General features: G+C 60.1%; 22 protein-coding genes and 1 other RNA gene. 10 read left to right on the forward strand and 13 right to left on the reverse strand.

Annotated elements, in window-relative coordinates:
• Window positions 1–199 precede the first annotated feature (199 nt).
• An RNA gene (gene rnpB / locus B2S33_RS00605) (RNase P RNA component class A) lies at window positions 200–573 on the reverse strand.
• 67 nt (window positions 574–640) lie between these two features.
• Window positions 641–1,516 carry a 16S rRNA (cytidine(1402)-2'-O)-methyltransferase gene (gene rsmI / locus B2S33_RS00610; RefSeq protein ID WP_027914477.1) on the reverse strand — a complete coding sequence of 292 codons (876 nt, stop codon included), beginning with the start codon at window positions 1,514–1,516 and terminating at the stop codon, window positions 641–643.
• A gap of 186 nt (window positions 1,517–1,702) precedes the next feature.
• Here rsmI and B2S33_RS00615 point away from each other — a divergent pair, with 186 nt between their 5' ends.
• From B2S33_RS00615 to B2S33_RS00630, 4 genes are all read left to right on the forward strand, one after another.
• The gene (locus B2S33_RS00615; RefSeq protein WP_288649469.1) at window positions 1,703–3,520 is read left to right on the forward strand and encodes a penicillin-binding protein activator; all 1,818 of its coding nucleotides are present in this window, start codon (window positions 1,703–1,705) and stop codon (window positions 3,518–3,520) included.
• Window positions 3,520–3,891: a YraN family protein gene (locus tag B2S33_RS00620; protein WP_027914475.1), complete on the forward strand. Its 372-nt coding sequence runs from the start codon at window positions 3,520–3,522 to the stop codon at window positions 3,889–3,891. Before B2S33_RS00615 ends, B2S33_RS00620 begins: the two co-directional genes overlap by 1 nt.
• A gap of 86 nt (window positions 3,892–3,977) precedes the next feature.
• Window positions 3,978–4,571 carry a phosphoheptose isomerase gene (locus B2S33_RS00625; RefSeq protein ID WP_012274070.1) on the forward strand — a complete coding sequence of 198 codons (594 nt, stop codon included), beginning with the start codon at window positions 3,978–3,980 and terminating at the stop codon, window positions 4,569–4,571.
• Entirely contained in the window at window positions 4,568–5,146 is a 579-nt protein-coding gene (locus B2S33_RS00630; protein ID WP_027914474.1) for a BON domain-containing protein, read from the forward strand. Before B2S33_RS00625 ends, B2S33_RS00630 begins: the two co-directional genes overlap by 4 nt.
• 86 nt (window positions 5,147–5,232) lie before the next feature.
• On the opposite strand, the gene B2S33_RS00635 is transcribed toward B2S33_RS00630, so the two are convergent.
• The 7 genes from B2S33_RS00635 to rplM form a co-directional block, all read right to left on the reverse strand.
• The gene (locus B2S33_RS00635; RefSeq protein ID WP_027914473.1) at window positions 5,233–5,664 is read right to left on the reverse strand and encodes a ClpXP protease specificity-enhancing factor; all 432 of its coding nucleotides are present in this window, start codon (window positions 5,662–5,664) and stop codon (window positions 5,233–5,235) included.
• A gap of 10 nt (window positions 5,665–5,674) precedes the next feature.
• On the reverse strand, window positions 5,675–6,298 hold the full coding sequence (locus tag B2S33_RS00640) for a glutathione S-transferase N-terminal domain-containing protein (protein WP_049696499.1): 624 nt from the start codon (window positions 6,296–6,298) through the stop codon (window positions 5,675–5,677).
• A gap of 112 nt (window positions 6,299–6,410) precedes the next feature.
• Window positions 6,411–7,190: a cytochrome c1 gene (locus B2S33_RS00645; protein ID WP_027914471.1), complete on the reverse strand. Its 780-nt coding sequence runs from the start codon at window positions 7,188–7,190 to the stop codon at window positions 6,411–6,413.
• Window positions 7,190–8,401: a cytochrome b gene (locus B2S33_RS00650; RefSeq protein WP_028687198.1), complete on the reverse strand. Its 1,212-nt coding sequence runs from the start codon at window positions 8,399–8,401 to the stop codon at window positions 7,190–7,192. The genes B2S33_RS00645 and B2S33_RS00650 overlap by 1 nt, the downstream gene beginning before the upstream one ends.
• Window positions 8,401–8,994: a ubiquinol-cytochrome c reductase iron-sulfur subunit gene (petA, locus tag B2S33_RS00655; RefSeq protein ID WP_023534417.1), complete on the reverse strand. Its 594-nt coding sequence runs from the start codon at window positions 8,992–8,994 to the stop codon at window positions 8,401–8,403. The genes B2S33_RS00650 and petA overlap by 1 nt, the downstream gene beginning before the upstream one ends.
• Window positions 8,995–9,255: 261 nt before the next feature.
• Window positions 9,256–9,648 carry a 30S ribosomal protein S9 gene (rpsI, locus tag B2S33_RS00660; protein WP_003251821.1) on the reverse strand — a complete coding sequence of 131 codons (393 nt, stop codon included), beginning with the start codon at window positions 9,646–9,648 and terminating at the stop codon, window positions 9,256–9,258.
• Between the two features lie 14 nt (window positions 9,649–9,662).
• Complete coding sequence (rplM, locus tag B2S33_RS00665) at window positions 9,663–10,091, reverse strand: 50S ribosomal protein L13 (RefSeq protein WP_003260798.1); 429 nt, start codon at window positions 10,089–10,091, stop codon at window positions 9,663–9,665.
• Window positions 10,092–10,349: 258 nt separating this feature from the next.
• Here rplM and B2S33_RS00670 point away from each other — a divergent pair, with 258 nt between their 5' ends.
• Together B2S33_RS00670 and B2S33_RS00675 are read left to right on the forward strand one after the other, a co-directional pair.
• A complete protein-coding gene (locus B2S33_RS00670) occupies window positions 10,350–11,390 on the forward strand; it encodes an NADP(H)-dependent aldo-keto reductase (RefSeq protein WP_145280237.1) in 1,041 nt (346 codons plus the stop codon).
• A 238-nt stretch (window positions 11,391–11,628) separates the two neighbouring features.
• Complete coding sequence (locus B2S33_RS00675) at window positions 11,629–12,525, forward strand: GlxA family transcriptional regulator (RefSeq protein ID WP_162832347.1); 897 nt, start codon at window positions 11,629–11,631, stop codon at window positions 12,523–12,525.
• A gap of 59 nt (window positions 12,526–12,584) precedes the next feature.
• On the opposite strand, the gene zapE is transcribed toward B2S33_RS00675, so the two are convergent.
• The 3 genes from zapE to B2S33_RS00690 all read right to left on the reverse strand — a co-directional run bounded on the left by zapE (window position 12,585) and on the right by B2S33_RS00690 (window position 15,848).
• Entirely contained in the window at window positions 12,585–13,679 is a 1,095-nt protein-coding gene (gene zapE, locus B2S33_RS00680; protein WP_027914467.1) for a cell division protein ZapE, read from the reverse strand.
• A gap of 158 nt (window positions 13,680–13,837) precedes the next feature.
• Complete coding sequence (locus B2S33_RS00685) at window positions 13,838–15,187, reverse strand: tryptophan--tRNA ligase (protein ID WP_242810131.1); 1,350 nt, start codon at window positions 15,185–15,187, stop codon at window positions 13,838–13,840.
• 10 nt (window positions 15,188–15,197) lie between these two features.
• Window positions 15,198–15,848 carry an alpha/beta hydrolase gene (locus B2S33_RS00690; RefSeq protein ID WP_125921917.1) on the reverse strand — a complete coding sequence of 217 codons (651 nt, stop codon included), beginning with the start codon at window positions 15,846–15,848 and terminating at the stop codon, window positions 15,198–15,200.
• 135 nt (window positions 15,849–15,983) lie between these two features.
• Between B2S33_RS00690 and B2S33_RS00695 the strand changes: the two genes are divergently transcribed.
• Window positions 15,984–16,421 (forward strand): YhcB family protein, encoded by a 438-nt coding sequence (locus B2S33_RS00695; RefSeq protein ID WP_023534478.1) that lies wholly within the window; start codon window positions 15,984–15,986, stop codon window positions 16,419–16,421.
• A 276-nt stretch (window positions 16,422–16,697) separates the two neighbouring features.
• Here the strand turns inward: B2S33_RS00695 and B2S33_RS00700 are convergent, their stop codons facing one another.
• Window positions 16,698–17,894 carry a methionine gamma-lyase gene (locus tag B2S33_RS00700; protein WP_145280239.1) on the reverse strand — a complete coding sequence of 399 codons (1,197 nt, stop codon included), beginning with the start codon at window positions 17,892–17,894 and terminating at the stop codon, window positions 16,698–16,700.
• Between the two features lie 127 nt (window positions 17,895–18,021).
• Between B2S33_RS00700 and B2S33_RS00705 the strand changes: the two genes are divergently transcribed.
• The 3 genes from B2S33_RS00705 to B2S33_RS00715 all read left to right on the forward strand — a co-directional run bounded on the left by B2S33_RS00705 (window position 18,022) and on the right by B2S33_RS00715 (window position 21,570).
• Window positions 18,022–18,501 carry an Lrp/AsnC family transcriptional regulator gene (locus B2S33_RS00705; protein ID WP_145280241.1) on the forward strand — a complete coding sequence of 160 codons (480 nt, stop codon included), beginning with the start codon at window positions 18,022–18,024 and terminating at the stop codon, window positions 18,499–18,501.
• Between the two features lie 112 nt (window positions 18,502–18,613).
• Window positions 18,614–21,310 (forward strand): S-type pyocin domain-containing protein, encoded by a 2,697-nt coding sequence (locus B2S33_RS00710; protein ID WP_232097727.1) that lies wholly within the window; start codon window positions 18,614–18,616, stop codon window positions 21,308–21,310.
• On the forward strand, window positions 21,307–21,570 hold the full coding sequence (locus B2S33_RS00715; protein ID WP_028687194.1) for a bacteriocin immunity protein: 264 nt from the start codon (window positions 21,307–21,309) through the stop codon (window positions 21,568–21,570). Before B2S33_RS00710 ends, B2S33_RS00715 begins: the two co-directional genes overlap by 4 nt.
• Window positions 21,571–21,713 lie beyond the last annotated feature (143 nt).

Here is a 21,713-nt window from a genome sequence, read left to right on the forward strand (position 1 = left end):
CGTTCGGAAGGAAAAGCCTTACATGACCGAGATTTAGCGCGTTAAAGGAATGTGGAAAGACTATCTGGGGAATAAAAAGACTTGAGAAATCAAACGCGCACAACCCGATGCGGGCCGAACTTAAAGTGATTTATCAAGAGTAAGATTTTTTCGGCATTACCAGATGAGATCTGCTATCGATTCAAGCAGGAAGGAAAAGGTGGAGAGTCGATCTGTAAGCCGGGTTTTGTCGAGGACAGTCATTCCTCTACGACGGCCATCACTGGACGCCTCTAGCAACCTACCCGGTTCCGACGCGGGCCACGCCTGATGGAACCCTATTTGGTCTTGCTCCGAGTGGGGTTTACCTAGCCACGGACTGTTGCCAGCCGTGCGGTGCGCTCTTACCGCACCTTTTCACCCTTACCGGCACCGAAGTGCTTAGGCGGTTGTTTTCTGTGGCACTTTCCGTAGGCTCGCGCCTCCCAGGCGTTACCTGGCACTCTGCCCTGCGGAGCCCGGACTTTCCTCCCCCCGTCAGCGACACCGCAATGCGGTGGAACTTAAACGGGCAGCGACTGTCCGATCGACTCTCCGGCGCAAAGAGTACCGGCAGATGCTGCCAAGAACAAGCGTTACCGCCACATATATCAATTAGCCACTACTGCTCTTTCTGTTTTTCCAGCGCAACTTGATACAGCAGGTTCTTGCGTACGCCCGTTATTTCCGACGCCAGCGCCGCGGCCCGCTTGAGCGGAAGCTCGGCCAGCAGCAGGTCAAGTACCCGCTGCGCCTCGGTGCCAATCCCCTGCTCGCCTTCCGGGGCGCTCCAGCCGCCTACCAATACCACGCATTCACCCCGCTGCTGATTGCTGTCGCCGGCCACGAACGCATGCAACTCGGACAAAGGCAGGCCCTTGAGGGTTTCAAACGTTTTGGTGATTTCACGCGCCAGCACCGCTGGGCGATCTGCGCCAAACACTGCCTGCATGTCGTCCAGGCACTCCAGGATGCGATGCGGCGCCTCATAGAAGATCAAGGTACGCGGCTCCTCCTTGACCTGCTCCAGACGGGCGCGGCGCCCCGCTGCCTTGGCCGGCAGGAAACCTTCGAAGATGAAACGATCCGAAGGCAAGCCTGCCGCCGACAGTGCGGCGATCAAGGCACAGGCGCCAGGTACCGGCACCACGGGTACGCCTGCACTGCGAGCCTGCCGGACCAGGTGATAACCCGGATCCGAAATCAACGGGGTGCCTGCGTCAGACACCAGCGCCACATCGTCGCCGGCCAATAGCCGGGTCAGAAAGCGCCCCCCCTCGTCCCGCTCGTTATGTTCGTGACAGGCGGCCAGCGGAGTGTCGATGCCGAAGTGTTGAAGCAGGCGGATCGAATGGCGCGTGTCCTCGGCAGCAATCAGGGACACGCCTGCCAGCACCTTCAGCGCCCTGGCACTCATGTCGTCAAGATTGCCGATAGGTGTTGCCACCACATAAAGCGTTCCCACGGGGGCGGTCGAAGCCCCGGCCACATCAGTCACTGCACGCACCTGCGATTGAAATCAAAGCGGGCATTGTAGCCCGAGCACCCGCAACAGCGCGCAAAGAAGTTGAACGCCGCTGCGCGGCAGCAGGCCTATAGTGATGCTTTCACACGGCGACATCGCGCCCCAGCCAGCGCTTGGGTACAATCGCCAGCCAACTTGATCGAGTAACAGGACAATTACATGATCGCCTGCCTGCGGCTGCTCACAGCCTTCTGTCTCGCTGCCCTGCTGGCAGCTTGCGCCAGTTCGCCCTCATCCAGCCTTGGCGAGCTCCCCCGTACGCCGGATGCCAGCATCGAGCAGTTGCTCGAAAGGGCGACCTCCAGCAAGTCTGCCGAAGATGCCGCACTGCTGCGCCTGAGCGCCGCAGACATGGCCTACCAGCAAAAGGACTTCCCGCGCGCCGCACGCATTCTCGAACAAGTCCAGGTAGAGACGCTCAAGCCAGCCCAGCAGGTATTCGCCGTTACGCTGGCGGCCGAACTTGCCATGAGCCGCAATCAACCCAAGGCGGCCCTGAGCACATTGCAGCACCCCAGCCTGCAGCACGTGCCCGAATTGCCTGCGCAACAGCAAGTGCGTACCTATTCGGTACACGCCGCCGCCCTGGAAGCCGACGGGCAGGCCATGGCCGCCGCCCAGCAGCGCGTGCTGTTGGCACCGCTGCTCAGCGGGCATGCTGCCAGCGCCAACCACGATGCCATCTGGTCACTGGTCGCCTCGCTGTCGAACGAGCAACTGCAACAGCCCACCAGCGATCCTGTCCTGGCAGGCTGGTCCAGCTTGGCCCTGACCGTCAAGGGCGCTGGTACCTTGGAACAGCAACAGGCAGCGATCGACGACTGGGTCAAACAGCACCCGGATCATCCTGCCGCGAAACAGTTGCCAACCGCTCTGACCAAGCTCAAGGAGCTGGCTAGCCAGCCTCTGACGCGCATCGCCCTGCTACTTCCCCAGGAAGGCCCATTGGCTGGCGTGGCGCGTGCGCTGCGTGACGGCTTCATGGCTGCCCACTTCCAGGCCCAGCAATCCGGGCAGCCTGCCCCGTCCGTGCAGATGGTCGACAGCTCCCGCCTAGGGTCGCTGGACGACTTCTACCGCCAGGCCCAGGCCGATGGTGTGCAGCTTGTCATTGGCCCGCTGGAAAAACCGCTGGTCAAGCAACTGGCTGCCAAACCGCAGCTTCCGATCACAACCTTGGCACTGAACTACGCCGACGCCGGTCAGAAAGCGCCGCCTCAACTGTTCCAATTTGGCCTTGCCGCCGAGGACGAAGCCCGCGAGGTGTCCCGCAGGGCGCGCGCAGACGGCATGGTCCGTGCCGTTGCCATGGTGCCGAGCGGGGAATGGGGCGACCGTGTACTGGCCGCGCTCCGTCAGGACTGGGAGAGCAACGGCGGCACATTGCTGGCTGCAGAGCGTATTGCCCAGCCCGTGGCACTGGCCCAGCAGATTGCCGACCTGTTCCAGCTGCGCCAAAGCGAAGGTCGCGCCAAGAGCGTGCAAAGCACCGTGGGCGGCAGCATCGCTGCCCAGCCCGCGCGTCGCCAGGACATCGACTTCCTGTTCCTCGCCGCCACCCCACAGCAGGCACAGCAAATCAAGCCGACCCTGAACTTCCAGTACGCAGGTGATGTGCCGGTCTATGCCACCTCCAACCTGTACAGCGCCAGCGGCGATGTGAACCAGTACAACGACATGAACGGCATCCGTTTCTGTGAAACCCCATGGTTGCTCGACAGCAGCAACAGCCTCCGCCAGCAGGTGGTACAGCAATGGCCGCAAGCTGCCGGCAGCCTGGGACGCCTGTATGCCATGGGGGTGGACGCCTACAGCCTGGCCCCGCGCCTCGGGCAGCTCAAGGCCCTGCCTGACAGCCGTATCCAGGGCCTGTCTGGCAACCTGGGCATCAATGCCAGCCAACGTGTTGAGCGTCAGCTGCCGTGGGCAGAGTTTGCCAGTGGCCAGGTCAAGCGCCTCCCCGACACGCCCCGTTGATGCCCCCTGCCTCGCCAAGCCATGCCGGGCAAGCGGCGGAAAACCAGGCCCTTGAGTACCTTCAAGGGCATGGCCTCAAGCTGATTGCCCGCAACTGGCGATGCAAAGGAGGCGAGCTTGATCTGGTCATGCTCGACGCCGATACAGTAGTATTCGTCGAAGTCCGCTATCGGTTGCACGCACGCTTCGGTGGCGCCCTCGGCAGTATCGATCAGCGCAAGCAGAAGCGGCTGGTGCTTGCCGCCAGCCTGTTCCTGCATCAGAAGCCTCAATGGGGCAACTGTCCTTGCCGCTTCGACGTGGTTGCCCTGCAAGGCAGCCATCATGCTGGCAAGCCGCTCGAATGGTTGAAAAACGCCTTCGAATGCTGAACCCACTCCGTTCTTTTTGCTCTATGTTTCGCGGGCTGATTACCGTCGCGTGCCGCGCCGGCCTCCGCCCCATTTAAGGTCACCAGATGGACATGCAATCCCGAATCCGCCGGCTGTTCCAGGCCAGCATCGATACCAAGCAACAGGCAATGGACATCCTGGCACCGCACATCGAGCAGGCCAGCCTGGTCATGGTCAACGCACTGCTCAACGAGGGCAAGATGCTCGCGTGTGGCAATGGCGGCTCGGCCGGCGATGCGCAGCATTTCTCCTCGGAGCTGCTCAACCGCTTCGAGCGCGAACGCCCCAGCCTGCCAGCGATCGCGCTGACCACCGACAGCTCGACCCTGACCTCGATTGCCAACGACTACAGTTACAACGAGGTATTTTCCAAGCAGATCCGCGCCCTGGGCCAACCTGGGGATGTTCTGCTGGCCATCTCTACCAGCGGCAATTCCGCCAACGTCATCCAGGCCATCCAGGCCGCACATGACCGCGAAATGATTGTCGTAGCATTGACCGGCCGCGACGGCGGGGGCATGGCCTCGCTCTTGCTGCCAGAGGACGTCGAGATTCGGGTACCCTCGACGGTGACCGCTCGCATCCAGGAAGTCCACCTGCTGGCGATCCATTGCCTGTGCGATCTGATCGACAGCCAACTGTTCGGGAGTGAAGAATGACCCCTATGCGCATTGGCCTTGTGGCCTTGACCTTGTGCCTGAGCGTCACCGGCTGCAGTTCGGTACTCAACTCTGCTCGTAATTCGCCCATCGAGGATGACCGAGGCACTCGTACCATTGGCAGCAAGATCGACGACTCACTGATCGAGACCAAGGCCTCGGTGAATATCGCCAAGGCCAGCCCAGACCTGGACAAGGGCTCGCACATCGTCGTCAGCAGCTACAACGGCATCGTGCTCTTGGCTGGCCAGACACCACGCGCCGAACTCAAGAGCCTTGCCGAACAGACGGCCAGCCAGGTCCAGCGCGTCAAGAAGGTGCATAACGAACTGCAGGTCATGCAGCCCTCCTCCATCCTGGCACGCAACAACGACGCGTGGTTGACCACCAAGATCAAGACCCAGATGCTGACCGATACAGCAGTACCCAGCTCGCGGATCAAAGTGATCACCGAGAATGGCATCGTGTACTTGTTGGGCCTCGTCACCCAGCAGGAGGCCAATGCCGCCACTGCCGTCGTGCAGAGCGTGTCTGGCGTGCAGAAGATCGTGAAACTGTTCGAGTACATCGACTGAACACGTGAGCCCGCAGGCAGCGCGGACCAGCGCGCACCTCGTCTATTGCCCAGGCTAAAAAGGCGATCCTTGCGGACCGCCTTTTTTTATTTCACCACTTTCAAACTTGGCCGCCCGCTTGGGCGCGGAGGCTGCCCGCCCCCTTCTGGCGGCCCATCATCATCAGGCTGCTCCTGATCGTCCTCGATCTCGTCGTCCTCCATCATCGAAGACTCCAACTCGAAGACCATGCCCTGTCCATTCTCGCGGGCATAGATACCCAGCACCGCGCCAATGGGCACGAACAATGAATGGGGCACACCGCCAAAACGGCCTTCGAAGCTGACGGCGTCATTGTCCATGTGCAAACTGCGCACAGCGCTTGGCGACACATTCAGGACGATCTGGCCATCACTGGCGAAACCGTCCGGCACCTGTACTTTCGGGTACTCGGCATTGACCAACATATGGGGTGTGCAATCGTTGTCGACGATCCACTCGTACAGTGCTCGAACCAGATAGGGGCGACTGGAGTTCATCAACAGCTCCTCAAAGCGTGCGCATTTCGCGTTCAACGGACGACAGGCTTGCCTGGAATGATTCCCGGGCGAACTGTCGCTCCATGTAATCCAGCAGCGGCTTGGCTTGCCGCGGCAATTCGATACCCATCATCGGCAGACGCCAGAGTATGGGCAGTAGACAGCAATCGACCAGGCTTTGCTCATCGCTCATGAAACAGGCGAACTCGGCAAACAGCGGCGAGACACCGGTCAGGCTTTCGCGCAGTGCCTTGCGAGCCTCTGCACGGGCAGCCTCGCGGGTGCGTGGGTCGAGAATCTGATCGGCCAGGCTGCACCAATCTCGCTGGATACGGTGCATCAGCAACCGGCTATTGCCACGCCCGACCGGATAGACCGGCATCAGCGGAGGGTGCGGATAGCGCTCCTCCAGGTATTCCATGATCACGGTCGACTCGTACAGAACCAAATCCCGATCCACCAAGGTCGGCACGCTGCCATACGGGTTCAGTTCGGCGAGCCGCGGCGGGATCTTGCCGGTATCGACGTCGATGATGTGCGCGTCAACGGCCTTTTCGGCCAACACAAGGCGAACCCGATGCGAGTATTGATCGGCAGGGTCGGAATAGCAGGCTAACCCATTGGTTACGCCCATGTAGCGCCTCCTCTCGAGGGATGCTTGTAAAAACTGTAAATGAAAACGCGCCTGTGGCGCACTGGNNCCAGTGCGCCACAGGCGCGTTCAACAACCAGAGGTTACTGCGTGATCAGTGCACGTCCTTCCAGTATTCACGCTTGAGCAAATAGGCGAATACGAAGAAGAAAGCCAGGTACAGCAATACGTAAGTACCAATGCGCTGACTTTCCAGTTTGACCGGGTTGGCCGAATAGGCCAGGAAGGTCACCAGGTTCTTGACCTTCTCGTCGAACTGCTCGGTGGTCAGGGTACCGGAATTCGGCGTAATGGTCAGCTGATCGCAGGCTTCATGGGTCAACGGCGTGCCGGTCAATGGGTCAAATTGTTTTTTGCCATCCACCACCGTCTGCACCTGCTTGCAGCCGATCACCTGGTTTCCCTGCAGGCCAACCAGCACGTTCGGCATGCCGACGTTGGGGAAGACCTTGTTGTTCACGCCGTAGGGCCGCGATGGGTCCTCGTAGAAACTGCGCAGGTAGCTGTACAGCCAGTCGGCACCCCTGACCCGCGCCACCAGGGTAAGGTCGGGCGGCGCGGCACCGAACCAGGTCTTGGCATCGCTGGGCTTCATGCCAATCTGCATGTGGTCGCCAATCTTTGCCCCGGTGAACACCAGGTTCTCAAGCATCACATCGTGGGGTATGCCCAGGTCATCGGCCACACGCTCATAGCGCTGAAACTTGGCACTGTGGCAACCCATGCAGTAGTTGGCGAACGTGCGCGCACCGTCCTGCATCGCCGCCTTGTCGCTCAGGTCGATATCGACCTTGTCCAGTTCCACGCCATGCTCTGCAGCAAGGGTGAATGCAGGCATCACTGCCAGGAGAATTACAGCAATCAACTTTTTCATCAGCCAGTCACCCTTTCCGGAACCGGTTTGGTCTTCTCGAGCCTTGTGTAGAACGGCATCAGCAGGAAGTAGGCGAAGTACAGGAACGTGCACACCTGCGACAGCAAGGTACGCCCAGGCGTCGGCGCCAGTACCCCCAGCACGCCGAGGACGATGAAGGCGACGCAGAACACCAGCAGGAAGAGTTTGCTTATCCAGCCCTTGTAGCGCATGGAGCGAACGGGGCTGCGGTCCAGCCAGGGCAGCACGAACAGCACGGCAATGGCAGCGCCCATGGCGATCACGCCCATCAGTTTGTCCGGTACGGCGCGCAAGATGGCGTAGAACGGCGTGAAGTACCACACCGGCGCGATGTGCTCAGGGGTCTTGAAGGCGTTGGCCTGTTCGAAGTTGGGTTTTTCCAGGAAGTATCCGCCCATTTCCGGGAAGAAGAACACCACGGCGCAGAACACGAACAGGAACACGACCACCCCGACGATATCCTTGACGGTGTAGTACGGGTGGAACGGAATGCCGTCCAGCGGGATACCGTTTTCGTCCTTGTGCTTCTTGATGTCGATGCCGTCAGGGTTGTTCGAGCCGACTTCGTGCAAGGCCAGGATGTGCAGCACCACCAGGCCCAGAATGACGATCGGCAAGGCCACCACGTGCAGGGCGAAGAAGCGATTGAGCGTGATGCCCGAAATCAGGTAGTCGCCGCGAATCCACTGGGTGATGTCATCGCCGATGACGGGAATGGCCCCGAACAGGGAGATGATCACCTGTGCGCCCCAATACGACATCTGCCCCCATGGCAGCAGGTAGCCCATGAACGCCTCAGCCATCAGCGCCAGGTAGATCAGCATGCCAAACAGCCATACCAGCTCCCGGGGCTTTTGGTAGGAGCCATACAGCAAGCCGCGGAACATGTGGAGGTAGACGACGATGAAGAAGGCCGACGCACCTGTCGAATGCAAGTAGCGCAGTATCCAGCCGTACTCCACGTCACGCATGATGTATTCGACCGAGGCGAATGCCTCTTCGGCCGAAGGCGTGAAACTCATCGTCAGCCAGACCCCGGTGACGATCTGATTGACCAGCACCAGCAAGGCCAGAGAGCCGAAGAAGTACAGGAAATTGAAGTTCTTGGGCGCGTAGTACTTGCTGAGGTGGTCTTCCCACATCTTGGTGGCAGGGAAACGCGCGTCGATCCAGTCCATGAACTTGCTCATCATGCGTTCTCCTGGTCGATACCGATGACGATGATTTCGTCGGACTCGTAGGCATGCGGCGGCACCGGCAGGTTCAGCGGTGCCGGCTGCGACTTGTACACTCGCCCCGCCATGTCGTAGTGGGAACCATGGCAGGGGCAGAAATAACCTCCGACCCATTTGGGTCCGAGGTCGACAGGGGCCACTTCAGGGCGGAACGTCGGCGAGCAACCCAGGTGCGTGCACAGACCAACCAGCACGAGGATCTCCGGCTTGATGGAGCGTACCTGCGGATCGACGTAGGTCGGCTGGTCCGATGCCTGGGAATCGGGGTCTGACAGTTCGCCGGTGATTTTCTTGAGATTGCCGAGGATCTCAGCCGTTCGCCGCACGATGAATACAGGCTGCCCTCGCCATTCTGCAACCATCTGCTGCCCTGGCTCGACCTTGGCGATGTTGACCTTTACCGGTGCACCTGCAGCTTTCGCCTTGGCACTGGGGAACCATGACCCCACGAACGGTACCGCAGCCCCCACTGCTCCCGCTGCCCCGACCACGGATGTCGCGGCTACGAGGAAGCGGCGCCGGCCTGCGTTGACGCCGTCATTGCTCATTCAGTCCTCTCCCATCAGCTTGCTTGGCCTGTTGAACCAGGCTCGTACCTAGGTTGTGTCAGTGGCGCTAAAAATTGGTCGCCATGGTAAGTAACAAAACCACACACTGACAAGGTGATTACCGGGCTGCACGGCCACTACCCACGCTTTGCTTGATCTACGTCTATGGGAAAGACGCTCACCGCCGAGCGGGTGAATTATTCAAGGCAAAAAAAAGCCCGGTTCCAAGGAACCGGGCTTTTTTCGACTGCCGAAGCGGTATTAACGCTTGGAGTACTGAGGACGCTTACGCGCTTTACGCAGACCCACTTTCTTACGCTCGACTTCACGAGCGTCGCGGGTGACGTAGCCAGCACGACGCAGTGCGCCACGCAGGGTTTCGTCGTATTCCATCAGAGCGCGGGTGATACCGTGACGGATCGCACCGGCCTGACCGCTGACACCACCACCGGAAACGGTGACGTAGATGTCGAATTTCTCAACGCTTTCGGTCAGCTCGAGTGGCTGGCGAACAACCATGCGAGCGGTTTCGCGACCGAAGAACACGTCCAGAGAACGGTTGTTGATGGAGATGTTACCAGTACCCGGACGCAGGAATACGCGAGCGGTTGCGGTCTTGCGACGGCCAGTGCCGTAATTTTGAGTCGCCGACATAATGAACTATCCCGTTAGATCTTCAGTTCTTGAGGCTGCTGAGCAGTGTGTGGGTGAGCAGCACCCGCGTACACTTTCAGCTTACGGTACATGTCGCGACCCAGCGGGTTCTTCGGCAGCATGCCTTTGACCGCAGTCTCGATAACACGCTCAGGGGCCTTGGCGATCAACTTCTCGAAGTTGATTTCCTTGATACCACCTGGGAAACCGGAGTGGGAGTAGTACATTTTGTCGGAAGACTTGGCACCCGTCACACGAACCTGCTCGGCGTTGATGACGACGATGTAGTCGCCGGTATCAACGTGAGGGGTGTATTCTGGCTTGTGTTTGCCACGCAGACGGCTAGCGATTTCGGTAGCCAGACGACCCAGGGTCTGGCCAGCGGCGTCGACTACGAACCACTCGCGCTTTACTGTTTCCGGTTTAGCAGTAAAAGTTTTCATTCTCTAAAGCCTCAGAGGCCGCCCAGCGAAAAATAGACGGCGAATCTTACTGGATAGTGCACAGCTTGCCAAGGGCAAGCGCGCAGCCGAACGCTGACGCTTTTGGGGGCTCGGGTCAGGCACGCCAATGTTCGACGGGGTTCTTCCTGCGTGATGGTGCATCACTTCCGCCACGCGGAGAGGGGCTGAATTATCCAGATTGCGGGAAAAATATCAACCTGCTTTGATGAATGACCATAGCCAAGGAGCAAGCAACCGATGGACTACCGTCAGCTGGGTCGCACCGACCTCGAAGTCAGCGCGCTGTGTCTGGGCACCATGACCTGGGGCGAACAGAACGATCAGACCCAGGCATTCGAACAGATTGGCCGGGCCAAGGCCGCAGGCATCAACTTCATCGACACTGCCGAGATGTACCCGGTACCCCCGCGCCCGGAAACCTATGCCGCCACCGAGCGCATCATCGGCAACTGGTTCGCCCGCCAGGGCGGTCGGGACGACTGGGTACTGGCCAGCAAGGTGGCCGGCCCCGGCAATGGCATCAGCCATATCCGCGACGGTCAACTCAGGCACAACCGGCAACACATTGTCGCGGCACTGGAAGAGAGCCTGCGGCGCCTGCAGACTGATCGCATCGATCTCTACCAGCTGCACTGGCCTGAGCGCAGCACCAACTTCTTCGGCAAGCTGGGCTACCAGCACCTGCCGCAGGACCATTTCACCCCACTGGAAGAAACCCTGGAGGTGCTCGACGAGCAGGTGCGCGCGGGCAAGATCCGCCACATCGGGCTGTCCAACGAAACCCCCTGGGGCACCATGAAATTCCTGCAGTTGGCCGAAACCCGTGGCTGGCCTCGGGCCGTCTCCATCCAGAACCCCTACAACCTGCTCAACCGCAGCTTCGAGGTGGGGCTTGCCGAAATCGCCATTCGCGAGCAGTGCGGCCTGCTGGCCTACTCGCCCCTGGCCTTTGGCATGCTCTCGGGCAAATACGACGGCGGCGCCCGCCCGGAGAAGGCGCGTCTGACCCTGTTCAGCCGCTTTGCGCGCTATTCCAACCCACAGACAGTGGCCGCTTGCGAGCGTTATGTACAGCTGGCCCGGGAACACGGTGTCGATCCGGCGCAGATGGCGTTGGCCTTCGTTACCCGTCAACCGTTCGTGACCAGTAACATCATCGGTGCCACCAGCCTCGAGCAACTGGACAGCAACCTGGCCAGCCTCGAACTCAGCCTCGATGACGAACTGCTGGCAGCCATCGAGGCCATCCACCAGGATCAACCCAACCCCGCGCCCTGAGCACGCACCCAACGCCGCTTGCTTCTCGGGTTTACCCGCGAAGCGGGCGGCGCTGTCTACCAGGCTAGACATGACCCGTAAAAAATAAGACGATCCAGCCAGTGATTGACCACTCCATCCTATAAGAACAATGACAATGATGTTTACCCAACCCTCCGCGTCGTTGCGGCGCGTCAGCATCCTGGCCATTGACAAGGTATTCGCTTCGACCTTGATGCAGGCCAAGGACTTCTTTCACCTGGCCAGCTTGCGCTACGGCAAGCAGCTTGGCCTGGGCTTGCAACCCATGTTCGAGATCCACCTGGTCAGCCCTGACGGGTTGCCGGTAGAGAGCTTCAGCAACGTGCAGCTGCCGGTGGACGGCGGCCTGGATGATGCCGATGTGATCATCCTTCCGGCGTTCTGGGACGATTTTGACAACCTGTTGCAACGTTATCCGCAGGTGCTGCCCTGGCTGCAGGCACAGCATGCGCGGGGCGCCGTGCTGTGTGCAGAGGCCAGCGGCGTGTTCTGGCTGGCCGAGTCAGGCCTGCTCGACGGCAAGGAAGCGACCACGTACTGGCGTTTCTTCGACAGTTTTGCCGAGCGCTTCCCACACGTACGCCTGACCCAGGACAAACACCTGACCGATGCGGACAATCTGTACTGCGCTGGCGGCACCACGTCAGCCTGCGATCTGTACATCTACCTGATCGAGCGCTTCTGCGGGGCCAATGTGGCGCGGGCCGTGTCGCGCGACATCCTGTACGAGGTGCAGCGCAACTACACGCCGGGACGCATGGGCTTTGGCGGCCAGAAGCTGCACCAGGACCTGATCATCCTGCAGATTCAGCACTGGCTGGAAGAGCATTTCGCCGACAAGTTTCGCTTCGAGGACGTAGCCCGCAACCACGGCATGAGCATTCGCAATTTCATGCGCCGTTTCCAGGGCGCAACCGGGGACAAGCCGCTGCATTACCTGCAACGCTTGCGCATCGAGACGGCCAAGGGGCTGTTGTCGAGCACGCGCAAGAGCATCAAGACCATCAGTTACGAGGTGGGCTATGACGATGCCAGCTTCTTCGCCCGGCTGTTTCGCCAGCACACCGACCTGTCACCGAATCAGTATCGCCAGCAGTTCATGCAAGAGGCCTGAGCGCAATCGGGCTGCCTTGCAGCCCATCGNNCGATGGGCTGCAAGGCAGCCCCAGGTTTTCAAGGCTTGTGCGCGCGGGACAGGAATTCATGAGACTGCATTTCCAGCAGTCGGCTCAGCGTGCGCTGAAACTCGAAGCTCAAGCGCCCACCGGTGTACAGGTCCTTGAGTTCCACTTCGGCCGAGATGATCAGCTTGACGTTACGGTCATAGAACTCGTCGACCATGTTGATGAAGCGACGCGCGATGTCATCGCTTGCCACGCCCATTTGCTCGACGTTGCTCAGCAGGACCGCATGGAAGATCTTGCCCAGTTCGATGTAGTCGTTCTGGCTTCGCGGCCCATCGCACAAGGCGCGGAAGTCGAACCAGGCCACATCGTCGCAGGTGCGCAGCGCATGAATGGGACGGTTCTCGATCATCAGCACGTCGTTCTCGACCGCTGCCGTGCACTCGGGCGTCAGCGCCTTGAAGCTGGCACGCATGCTCTGCTGCGCCGCCTCGTCGAGCGGGTAATGGAACAGTTCGGCCTGCTCCAGGTGGCGCAGGCGATAATCGACACCGCTGTCGACGTTCACTACATCGGTGTACTGCTTGATCATGGCGATGGCCGGCAGGAAGCGCGCACGCTGCAGGCCATCTTTGTAGAGGCCGTCCGGCACGATGTTGGAAGTGGCCACCAGGGAAACGCCGTTCTTGAACAGCTCCTCCATCAAGGTGCCCAGGATCATGGCGTCGGTGATGTCCGAGACGAAGAACTCGTCGAAGCAGATCACCTTGGCCTCATCGCTGAAGCGCTTGGCAATGATGGTCAGGGGGTTCTTCTCGCCCTTTAGGGTTTTCATCTCCTCGTGGACACGCTTCATGAAGCGGTGGAAGTGCGTGCGCATCTTCTGCTTGAACGGCAGCGCTTCGAAGAAGGTGTCGACCAGGTAGGTCTTGCCTCGCCCTACCCCGCCCCAGAAGTACAGGCCCTTGACCGGGGTCTGCTCCTTCTTGCCGAACAACTTGCCGAATACACCCGGCTTGTTGTTCTGGGCCTGCACCAGGTCGTCGTACAGGCGCTGCAGGTGACGCACCGCAGTTTCCTGCGCCGCGTCATGAAAGAAATCGGGACGTTTCAGATCTGCTTGATAGCGTTCTAGGGGAGTCATGATTCGTTAGCGAGGCAACAAAAAACGGGCCGTCACTGTAGCGAGCGGCCCGCCTAATGGCAATGCGACTTGCGTCAATATGCCTCATACCGGCACCAGAGACCCGATGAGGCTACCCTGATCACAGTACCAGTGGGCGGATACCTTCCGCCCGTCGGTCAGTCCTGTTGCGGCTCAAGCGCTGCGCGAAGACGCTCGATGGCAGCATCACGGGCTTGTTCGCTGTCGAACGGCGCACCGTCGGCAACCGGCTGATCCTTGAGCCACACAGCAAAGCCCAATCCCTCGACGCGGATATCCACCCCGTCGCCCTGTTGCAACTGCTTGCTCACGGCACCTGCGCTTTTGCCATCGGCAAAGCTGCGCGACAACAGCAGTTGCTCGCCATCGGCAGCCAACAGGCGGAAGCGGAAGCTCCCGTCTTCGTCGCGGAAGCTGACGAAGCGCGCGCTCTTGGCGACCTTCTTCTTGACGTTCGCCGTGGCCTGTACGCTGCTGCGGAACGAGCGCAGGCCAACGGCTTCGCGCAATTGCTCCAGAAACGGCGTGGCGATGGCGCGCGCCTTGGCCGCGCCTGCCAGGAGGATATCCTCCAGGTCCGCAGGCCGCGCGATCAGCTGATGGTAATACTCGCGTTTTTCGGCCAGCTGGCCGTCGAGCAACTGGAACAGTCGCTGCTTGGCTTCGCCCCAACCCAGGCCCTGCTCCAGCTCGGCTCGGAACTCGGCGCACTGCTCAGGTGTGGAGAAGGCCTGGAACAGCGTGAACAGGTGCGCGTCGTCCGGGTTCTTGGCTTCACCCGGCGCGCGCGAGTCCGTGACGATGCGCGAAATGGCATCCTTCATGTCCTTGGCGCTGGTGAACAACGGGATGGTGTTGTCATAGCTCTTGGACATCTTGCGCCCATCCAGGCCGGGCAAGGTGGCCACGCTTTCCTCGATGACCGCCTCCGGCAGTGCGAAGAACTCATTGCCCTGGCCGAACAAGTGGTTGAAGCGCTGGCCGATATCGCGGGCCATTTCCACGTGCTGGATCTGGTCACGACCAACCGGCACCTTGTTGGCGTTGAACATCAGGATGTCCGCCGCCATCAGCACCGGGTAGCTGAACAGGCCCATGGTGACGCCGGCATCCGGGTCTTCGCCGTTTTCGACGTTCTTGTCCACCGATGCCTTGTAGGCATGGGCGCGGTTGAGCAAGCCCTTGGCCGCCACGCAGGTCAGCAGCCAGGTCAGCTCGGGGATTTCCGGAATGTCGGACTGGCGGTAGAAGGTCACCTTGTCCGGATCCAGGCCACCGGCGAGCCAGGTGGCGGCGATTTCCAGACGCGAGCGCTGGATGCGCAGCGGATCGTCGCACTTGATCAGGGCGTGGTAGTCGGCCAGGAAGTAGAACGAGTCCACGCCAGGCTGCTGGCTGGCTCGGATGGCCGGGCGGATGGCACCGGCGTAGTTGCCCAGGTGCGGAGTGCCGGTGGTCGTGATACCGGTAAGGATACGCGTGGTCATGGGTGTTCGCTTATTCAGGCTTGGCTCGGTTCGAAAGGCGCGGCAGCAGCAGATCCTTGAGGTCGGTCAGCTTGCCATGGAAGAAGTGTCCGCATTCTGCCACTTTCAGCAGCTCATGGGGGCGTGACAGGCTGTCGGACCAATCGTAAACCAGCGCCGGTGAAACGACCTCGTCGGCATCGGGTTGCACCAGGGTCACCGGGCACTGCTGCGGCACGGGGAATTGCTCGCTCAGGCGCATGACGGCCGGGGCGATCATGAACAGATGCTGCAAGGCAGTGCCTTCGGCTTCCAGGCGGCCTGCCAGGGCGGTCGCCACGAAGCCGCCGAAGGAAAAGCCCATCAACACCAGGGGCAGCCCGGGATGCGCCGCCTGCAGCCAGGCGGCCGCGGCCTGGGCGTCAGCCACCTCGCCTTCACCCATGTCATGGCTGCCGGCGCTTTGCCCAACGCCGCGATAGTTGAAACGCAGGGTCACGTACCCGGCGTCCCGGGCCGTGCGTTGCAATGTCGAAACCACCTTGTTGAGCATGGTGCCGCCCTGGACCGGGTTGGGATGACAGATCAGCACGGCGCCACGGGCGTCTGCCACGTCCAGGTAGAGGGCTTCGAGCGGGCCACTGGGGCCGTCGATGAACAGAGGGGTTTCGCGGACAAGCAAGGCACTACTCCGTGACCTTGGGGGAGGTCGATTCGTCTAGGTGAGGAATTCTGTTCTGATTTGCGATCGCTCGCGGTATACAGCGCAGGTCTGAGCCGTTAACGTAAAGCAAAGCCGTTTATAGAGGAAGGACTCGTGGAACTCTCGCTCCTTGTTTGGTTGTTGCCTACCCTGGCCCTGGTCATCGGTGTGGTCGTCGGTTTCGTCGTGGCGCGCCTGTTGCCCAACGCTGCGCCCAGCAGCAGCCAGCGCCAGCTCGATGACATCCAACAGCGTTTCGACAGCTACCAGAACCAGGTGGTGACGCACTTCAACAGCACCGCCGTACTGGTCAAAAAGCTCAATCAGAGCTATCAGGATGTTCAAGATCACCTGGCCGATGGCGCCAACAACCTGGCCCTGGACGAAGTGACGCGTCAACGCCTGCTGGCAGCGCTGCACTCGGAAAGCTCCCACGGCCCGCACAGCCGCCTGACGCCGCCCAGGGATACCGCCGAAGTGCCGCGCGATTACGCGCCGAAAACGCCCAACTCGCCGGGCATGCTCGACGAGAGCTATGGTCTGAAGCACTGACATTGAAAAAGGCCTCGAAAGAGGCCTTTTTCAATGCACGATCAACATCGACCAGGCGCCCCCTGCAAGGGCGGGGAACGCCCTTCAGGTCAAGGCTTGCGCCAGGAATGACCGCCCTCATCGTCATCTCCGCCAGCATGGCGAATGATCAGATCGAGTGGGTATGCAGATACTTTCATGGTGACGCTCCTCTTGGATACGCTGGCTCTTTCGCCAGCACCGCCAGAATGCCCTCGCCCAGTCTGGACAAGGCATCGGGTAGCGCTTCCTCGCACCTCATGAGCAGGCGCGCAACGCCTGTTGCACGTCTGCCAGCAGGTCTTCAATGTCCTCAAGCCCTACTGACAAACGCACAAGCCCCTCGGAGATACCGTGCTGCACCCGCTCTTCGGGCGTGTAGCTAGAATGGGTCATGCTTGCCGGGTGCTGGGCCAACGACTCGGCATCCCCCAGGCTCACGGCGCGTGCGAACAGGCCCAGCGCATTCATGAAGCGGCGTCCAGCATCAAGGCCGCCCTTGAGCCCGAAAGCGATCATGCCGCCGGGTAGGCGCATTTGCCGCTTGGCCAAGTCGTGTTGTGCGAACGTCGGCAAGCCTGGGTAGTGGATCAGCTCCACCTGCGGCTGACGCGACAGGTACTCGGCGACCTGCCGGGCGTTTTCGCAATGCCGGTCCATGCGCAGGGCCAGGGTCTTTATTCCGCGCATCAGCAGCATGGCGTCCTGAGGCGACAGCACCGCCCCTGTCATGTCCTTGAGCCCCTGCAGACGAATCCGATCGATCAGCGCCTGACGGCCCACCACCAAGCCGGCGGTGATATCGCCATGGCCGCTGAGGTACTTGGTGGCCGAATGCACGACCAGATCAGCGCCCAGTTCCAGCGGCCTTTGCAGGTAAGGCGTGCAGTAGGTGTTGTCGACCACCACCAGCACATCACGGCCGCGTACCGCTTCGGCCACGGCGGCAATATCGACCAGCCGCATGGTCGGGTTGGCGGGGGTCTCGAAGTAGATCATGCGCGTCTTGTCACTGAGCGCGGCGCGCAGTGCGTCGGTATCGTTGAGGTCGACGTGGCGGATCGTCACGCCAAACGCCCCGATGCCGTGGTGCATGAAGGCAAAGGTGCATCCATACACGGTCCGCCCGACGATCAACTCATCGCCCGGGCGCAGCAGGGTCCAGAGCGTGGACGTGATGGCGCCCATCCCCGATGCCAGCGCAAGGCCCGCCTCCCCGCCCTCAAGCGACGCCATGCGCGCTTCGAGCACATTCAGCGTGGGGTTGGAGATACGGCTGTAGAAATGCCCGGCCTGTTCACCGGCAAAGCACGCCGCGCCGTATTCGACGGTTGGAAAGGCATAGGTAGCGGTTTGGTAGATCGGCGGTACCAGTGCGCCGCCGTGCGCGAGCGGGTCGTAACCGTGATGGATGGCACGCGTTGAAAAACCGTTGTCGTGACGGGAGTCGCGCATGGCAACAGCCTCTTGTTGGTTTGATCTAAGCTTATGCCAGGGCAACCCCAGAATTTTTCCAAAATGACCAAGCCAGCGTCGCTGTTTTGGAACAAAAACAATAAATGTGAGTACTTGAGGGCAAAGCATGCCTGCACCCTTGGACCGCATCGACCGCGCACTGCTCGCGGCCTTGCAGAAGAACGCTCGCCTCACCGTCGCCGAGCTCGCCGACAGGGTATCGCTGACCACTTCGCCCTGCTGGCGCAGGATTAAGCTGCTGGAAGAGAACGGCTATATCACCGGCTATCAGGCCATGCTTTCCTCCAAATCGCTAGGGTTCGGGGTAACTGCCTTCGTCAGCATCATGATGGATTCCCATACCAAACCGATGGCGCTGGCGTTCGAGCAGCGACTGATGGAGATACCCGAGATTGTCGCCTGCCATAACATTTCCGGGCGGTACGATTTTCTGCTGGAAATCGTGGCCAGGGACTTGGAGGCCTTCGGAGAATTTGCCCGTGAGGTGCTTCAGCGTCTGCCGGGAGTGAAGGAGATCTATTCGAGTTTTTCCTATAAGGCGGTGAAGGAAAGACGCGTGGTTCCGGTATGGGAGAACCATCGCTAGATACGCCCTTCCATCGCGAGGGAAGTGTCTTACGGATTGATTACCCGGCAGCCGATATCTGCGAAGGTTGCCTTACGAAAAGCTGGCCATGTAGAGATCAGGAGCTGACTACATGGCCAAAAACAACCCCGTTGTACTTGAACCCACTTACGTACACCCCCCGCTGTACTTGACCGAGGCACTTTGGATCAGCGACACCGCCCCGGACCGGATGCCACTGGCCCCAATCAGCGGAGGCGGTGGATTCGGCTTCGGTGGCTGGGGCTTGGATGCAGGGCGCCCACGTGGCACCAGCCCACCTCGTGTAATAGACACACACGAACTAGCCCCCAGCCGCGTGCTCGATATCGAGCGCAAGGGCATCGAGCAGGACCATGATGCCAAGTATGCCGCCTCCATTCAGGCATTGCCCGCGCAAATAGCACAGCAGAGATCGAGCATAACCGAGGCCGCAAGCGCCTCAGCAACCACCACGCTCGGCCAGTTGAAGGAGGAACAAAGACGGCTTACGGAACTGATAAGCGACACGCGTAGGGGCTACTTGCAGGACTTGCCGGATGCTGTGAGCTTCTACGGGGCACCCTCTTTCTACAAGCGCACGGACTCGATGATGACCCGGATCTATGACCCGGGTGTCTTTACAGAAAAAGGGGAGGCGTTCGCCAACGAACTGTACTCACGGCTGAACAGGTCTGCCGATGGCTCTTACAGGTTGCACCTCAAAGCGAGCGCACTGGCAGTGCATGCGGCGGATCTTGCGCCACTGGCTGCCGCGCTGGATCGTATCGAGCTTGAAGAGCCCGGCATCGACCTGCCTGAAGTTGTGACCAGAAGGCTTGGCCAGATCCACGTGGAAAGAGCCATCCAATTCGACGGCCTGCCAAGTTTTCTCCAGCACGAAATAGTCAGTACCGTTGGACTGGAAGGGCAGCAGCTGACCGACAACCTCGCCGCGCACCTTGCCGCCGCGCACGCGTTGATCGCCGCCAAACGCCAGGCCATCCCCGCCTTTTCCTCATCCAACCCCAAGATCACAAGCCCGCTGTCCAAGCCGCAAACAGAAGCTTTGCAGCACCTTGTAGATGAACAACGCAACCGTCGGGCCGGCCCGTTGTGGAAAGACTACCACCTGGCAATGTCGCTCACCGAATCCATACGGTTTCTGGAGCGTTACGCAAGCGCTACTCAGAACCTGCTTGAACGTACCCAGGTTGCAGAGCAGCTGTTGGCAAGACATGCAATCGAACAAAGCGCTCTGCTTGAGGCACAAGCCGCTGCGGCGCAAGCAGCTCGTCAGCAGGCCGCTGCAGACCAAGCTGCTCAGCAGCAGGCCGAAGCGGAAGCAGCCAGGCGAAAAGCTCAGGCAGATCTCCGGGCGAAGGAGCAAGCCTTCATACACAAGTGGGTTCCTGGGGAGCTTCAGGCAATTGAACGCCCCAGGGAAGAGCGACTGGCAAAAAAGGCCCAACGAAAGGCCCTAGCAGAACGCAAAGCCAGAGAGGCAGCTGAAAAAGCCGAAATGCTCCGCTTGCGCAGGGAGCAGGCTCAGCAGGCCAAGGAGGCAGCAAGGGCCGCCAGAGCAGCCCAGCGGGTTGAAGCTGAACGTAAGGTCAAGGAAGCGCTGGCAGAGCGACAGGCAAAAAAAGCTGCGCGAAAACTTGCAGCTGAACGCCGTGCAGACAAAGCCAGGCAGCAGGCCGAGGCGATGCGCAAGCAGCAGGAAGAACGCGTGCGCCGAACATATGCTTACCCCGCCCGCGATGCTGCTTCGTTGCCATTGGTACTGCCGATCGGGTCAGCCTCGTTCGGCAACCTGTCAACCGCATATGCAGGCCTGCAAGCCGCAATACGCACAGCGATAGCCAGTGTTTTGGCCACCGGCACCACGGCGCTTGTCGCGACCATGTCTCTGGCATGGCCATCCAATCTGGGCAACAGCGACCGGCAATACCTGATCGGTATCCCGCTGAGAGATTTGGTGCCGCCAGAGGGTCCAGACCTAGAAGCGCTTTCCTTGTCATTACCGCAACTGGACCTTCCGTACCTGCTATCGGGCAGCGAAGAAGGTACTGACCTCAAGTTGCACATAACAGCTGGTCGCGCTTCGGTCCCTGTCCGCGCCGCCAGATGGGATAGCGCACGAGGTGTCTACATCGTGGCGCTGGAGAACCCGCAGCGCACCTTGACCTGGACGCCGGCTAGTCCACCGGGGGCTGAGTTGGGCGGCCCCACCGGTTTACCACAGGTACCAGAAGGGATCATTGTGTACACAGGGTCCAGCCTGAACCCTGTTACCCCCGAAGCGGAAAGCTATCCCGCCTTGGACTTGCTGGACCAGGAACGGCTGATTGTCACGTTCCCCGCGGATTCAGGGCTGCCGCCTCTGTTGGTAGTGCTGAAAAGTCCGAGGTATGAGTCGGGTACATCTGTGGGAACAGGTGCCGTCCCCTCCGAAACCTGGCGCCAGGATGCGAGACGCCCGGAAGGTGCTCCCGTCCCGGCTCAGATCGCGGATAAACTCAGAGGTAGGGAGTTCAAGAGTTTCGATGCTTTTAGAAGACGGTTTTGGAAGGAGATAGCTAACGACCCAGATTTGTCTAAACACTTCAGCCCTCAAGAACTTCGCCGAATGAGAAAGCACGGCTATTCACCCAGGGTGGATAAGCAAGATGAATACAAAAGCAAGCGATCTTATGAGTTACACCATGTGATCCCCATTAGTCAAAATGGTGGCGTATACGACATGAACAATATAGTCATTCTGACACCTCTCATTCATAACAGCATTCATTATGGGAAAAGGCCATGATCTTAAAAGGCAGTTATCGCGATTATACCGAACAGGAATTCCTTGACTTCTTACTCGAGATAAACCGTGCGATCGAAGATGAGCCAGACCGTATACTCGACCCACTACTTGAGCACTTTGAACGCATTACCGAGCATCCCAGTGGTAGCGACTTATTCTTCAGGCCTGTTGGGAGCAATACCGGAGCACCTGGCGAAGTATTGGAAATTGTCAAGGCTTGGCGATTAGCCAATGAAAAAGAAAGCTTCAAAACTCCTTGAAGCCATAAGGCTCTGGACAACCAGGGCCTATCAACCACCATCCCAAACCCCAGAAAAAATCCTACGGTTCGGCGTTCACCTACATTCAGTCAGCCCCGGAAAGCATTCCCCCCCGCGCGATATTATGAATACTACTCGCGCAC

Origin of the sequence: Pseudomonas sp. UBA5568 (genome assembly GCF_002425525.1) — a bacterium.
In the GTDB taxonomy this organism is placed as follows: Bacteria; Pseudomonadota; Gammaproteobacteria; order Pseudomonadales; family Pseudomonadaceae; genus Aquipseudomonas; species Aquipseudomonas fulva.

Coding starts and splice junctions, on each gene's coding strand:
- B2S33_RS00615 (WP_288649469.1), top strand. CDS start 1,703: ATGATCGCCTGCCTGCGGCTGCTCACAGCCTTCTGTCTCGCTGCCCTG.
- B2S33_RS00620 (WP_027914475.1), top strand. CDS start 3,520: ATGCCCCCTGCCTCGCCAAGCCATGCCGGGCAAGCGGCGGAAAACCAG.
- B2S33_RS00625 (WP_012274070.1), top strand. CDS start 3,978: ATGGACATGCAATCCCGAATCCGCCGGCTGTTCCAGGCCAGCATCGAT.
- B2S33_RS00630 (WP_027914474.1), top strand. CDS start 4,568: ATGACCCCTATGCGCATTGGCCTTGTGGCCTTGACCTTGTGCCTGAGC.
- B2S33_RS00635 (WP_027914473.1), bottom strand. CDS start 5,664: ATGAACTCCAGTCGCCCCTATCTGGTTCGAGCACTGTACGAGTGGATC.
- B2S33_RS00640 (WP_049696499.1), bottom strand. CDS start 6,298: ATGGGCGTAACCAATGGGTTAGCCTGCTATTCCGACCCTGCCGATCAA.
- B2S33_RS00645 (WP_027914471.1), bottom strand. CDS start 7,190: ATGAAAAAGTTGATTGCTGTAATTCTCCTGGCAGTGATGCCTGCATTC.
- B2S33_RS00650 (WP_028687198.1), bottom strand. CDS start 8,401: ATGAGCAAGTTCATGGACTGGATCGACGCGCGTTTCCCTGCCACCAAG.
- petA (WP_023534417.1), bottom strand. CDS start 8,994: ATGAGCAATGACGGCGTCAACGCAGGCCGGCGCCGCTTCCTCGTAGCC.
- rpsI (WP_003251821.1), bottom strand. CDS start 9,648: ATGTCGGCGACTCAAAATTACGGCACTGGCCGTCGCAAGACCGCAACC.
- rplM (WP_003260798.1), bottom strand. CDS start 10,091: ATGAAAACTTTTACTGCTAAACCGGAAACAGTAAAGCGCGAGTGGTTC.
- B2S33_RS00670 (WP_145280237.1), top strand. CDS start 10,350: ATGGACTACCGTCAGCTGGGTCGCACCGACCTCGAAGTCAGCGCGCTG.
- zapE (WP_027914467.1), bottom strand. CDS start 13,679: ATGACTCCCCTAGAACGCTATCAAGCAGATCTGAAACGTCCCGATTTC.
- B2S33_RS00685 (WP_242810131.1), bottom strand. CDS start 15,187: ATGACCACGCGTATCCTTACCGGTATCACGACCACCGGCACTCCGCAC.
- B2S33_RS00700 (WP_145280239.1), bottom strand. CDS start 17,894: ATGCGCGACTCCCGTCACGACAACGGTTTTTCAACGCGTGCCATCCAT.
- B2S33_RS00705 (WP_145280241.1), top strand. CDS start 18,022: ATGCCTGCACCCTTGGACCGCATCGACCGCGCACTGCTCGCGGCCTTG.
- B2S33_RS00710 (WP_232097727.1), top strand. CDS start 18,614: ATGGCCAAAAACAACCCCGTTGTACTTGAACCCACTTACGTACACCCC.
- B2S33_RS00715 (WP_028687194.1), top strand. CDS start 21,307: ATGATCTTAAAAGGCAGTTATCGCGATTATACCGAACAGGAATTCCTT.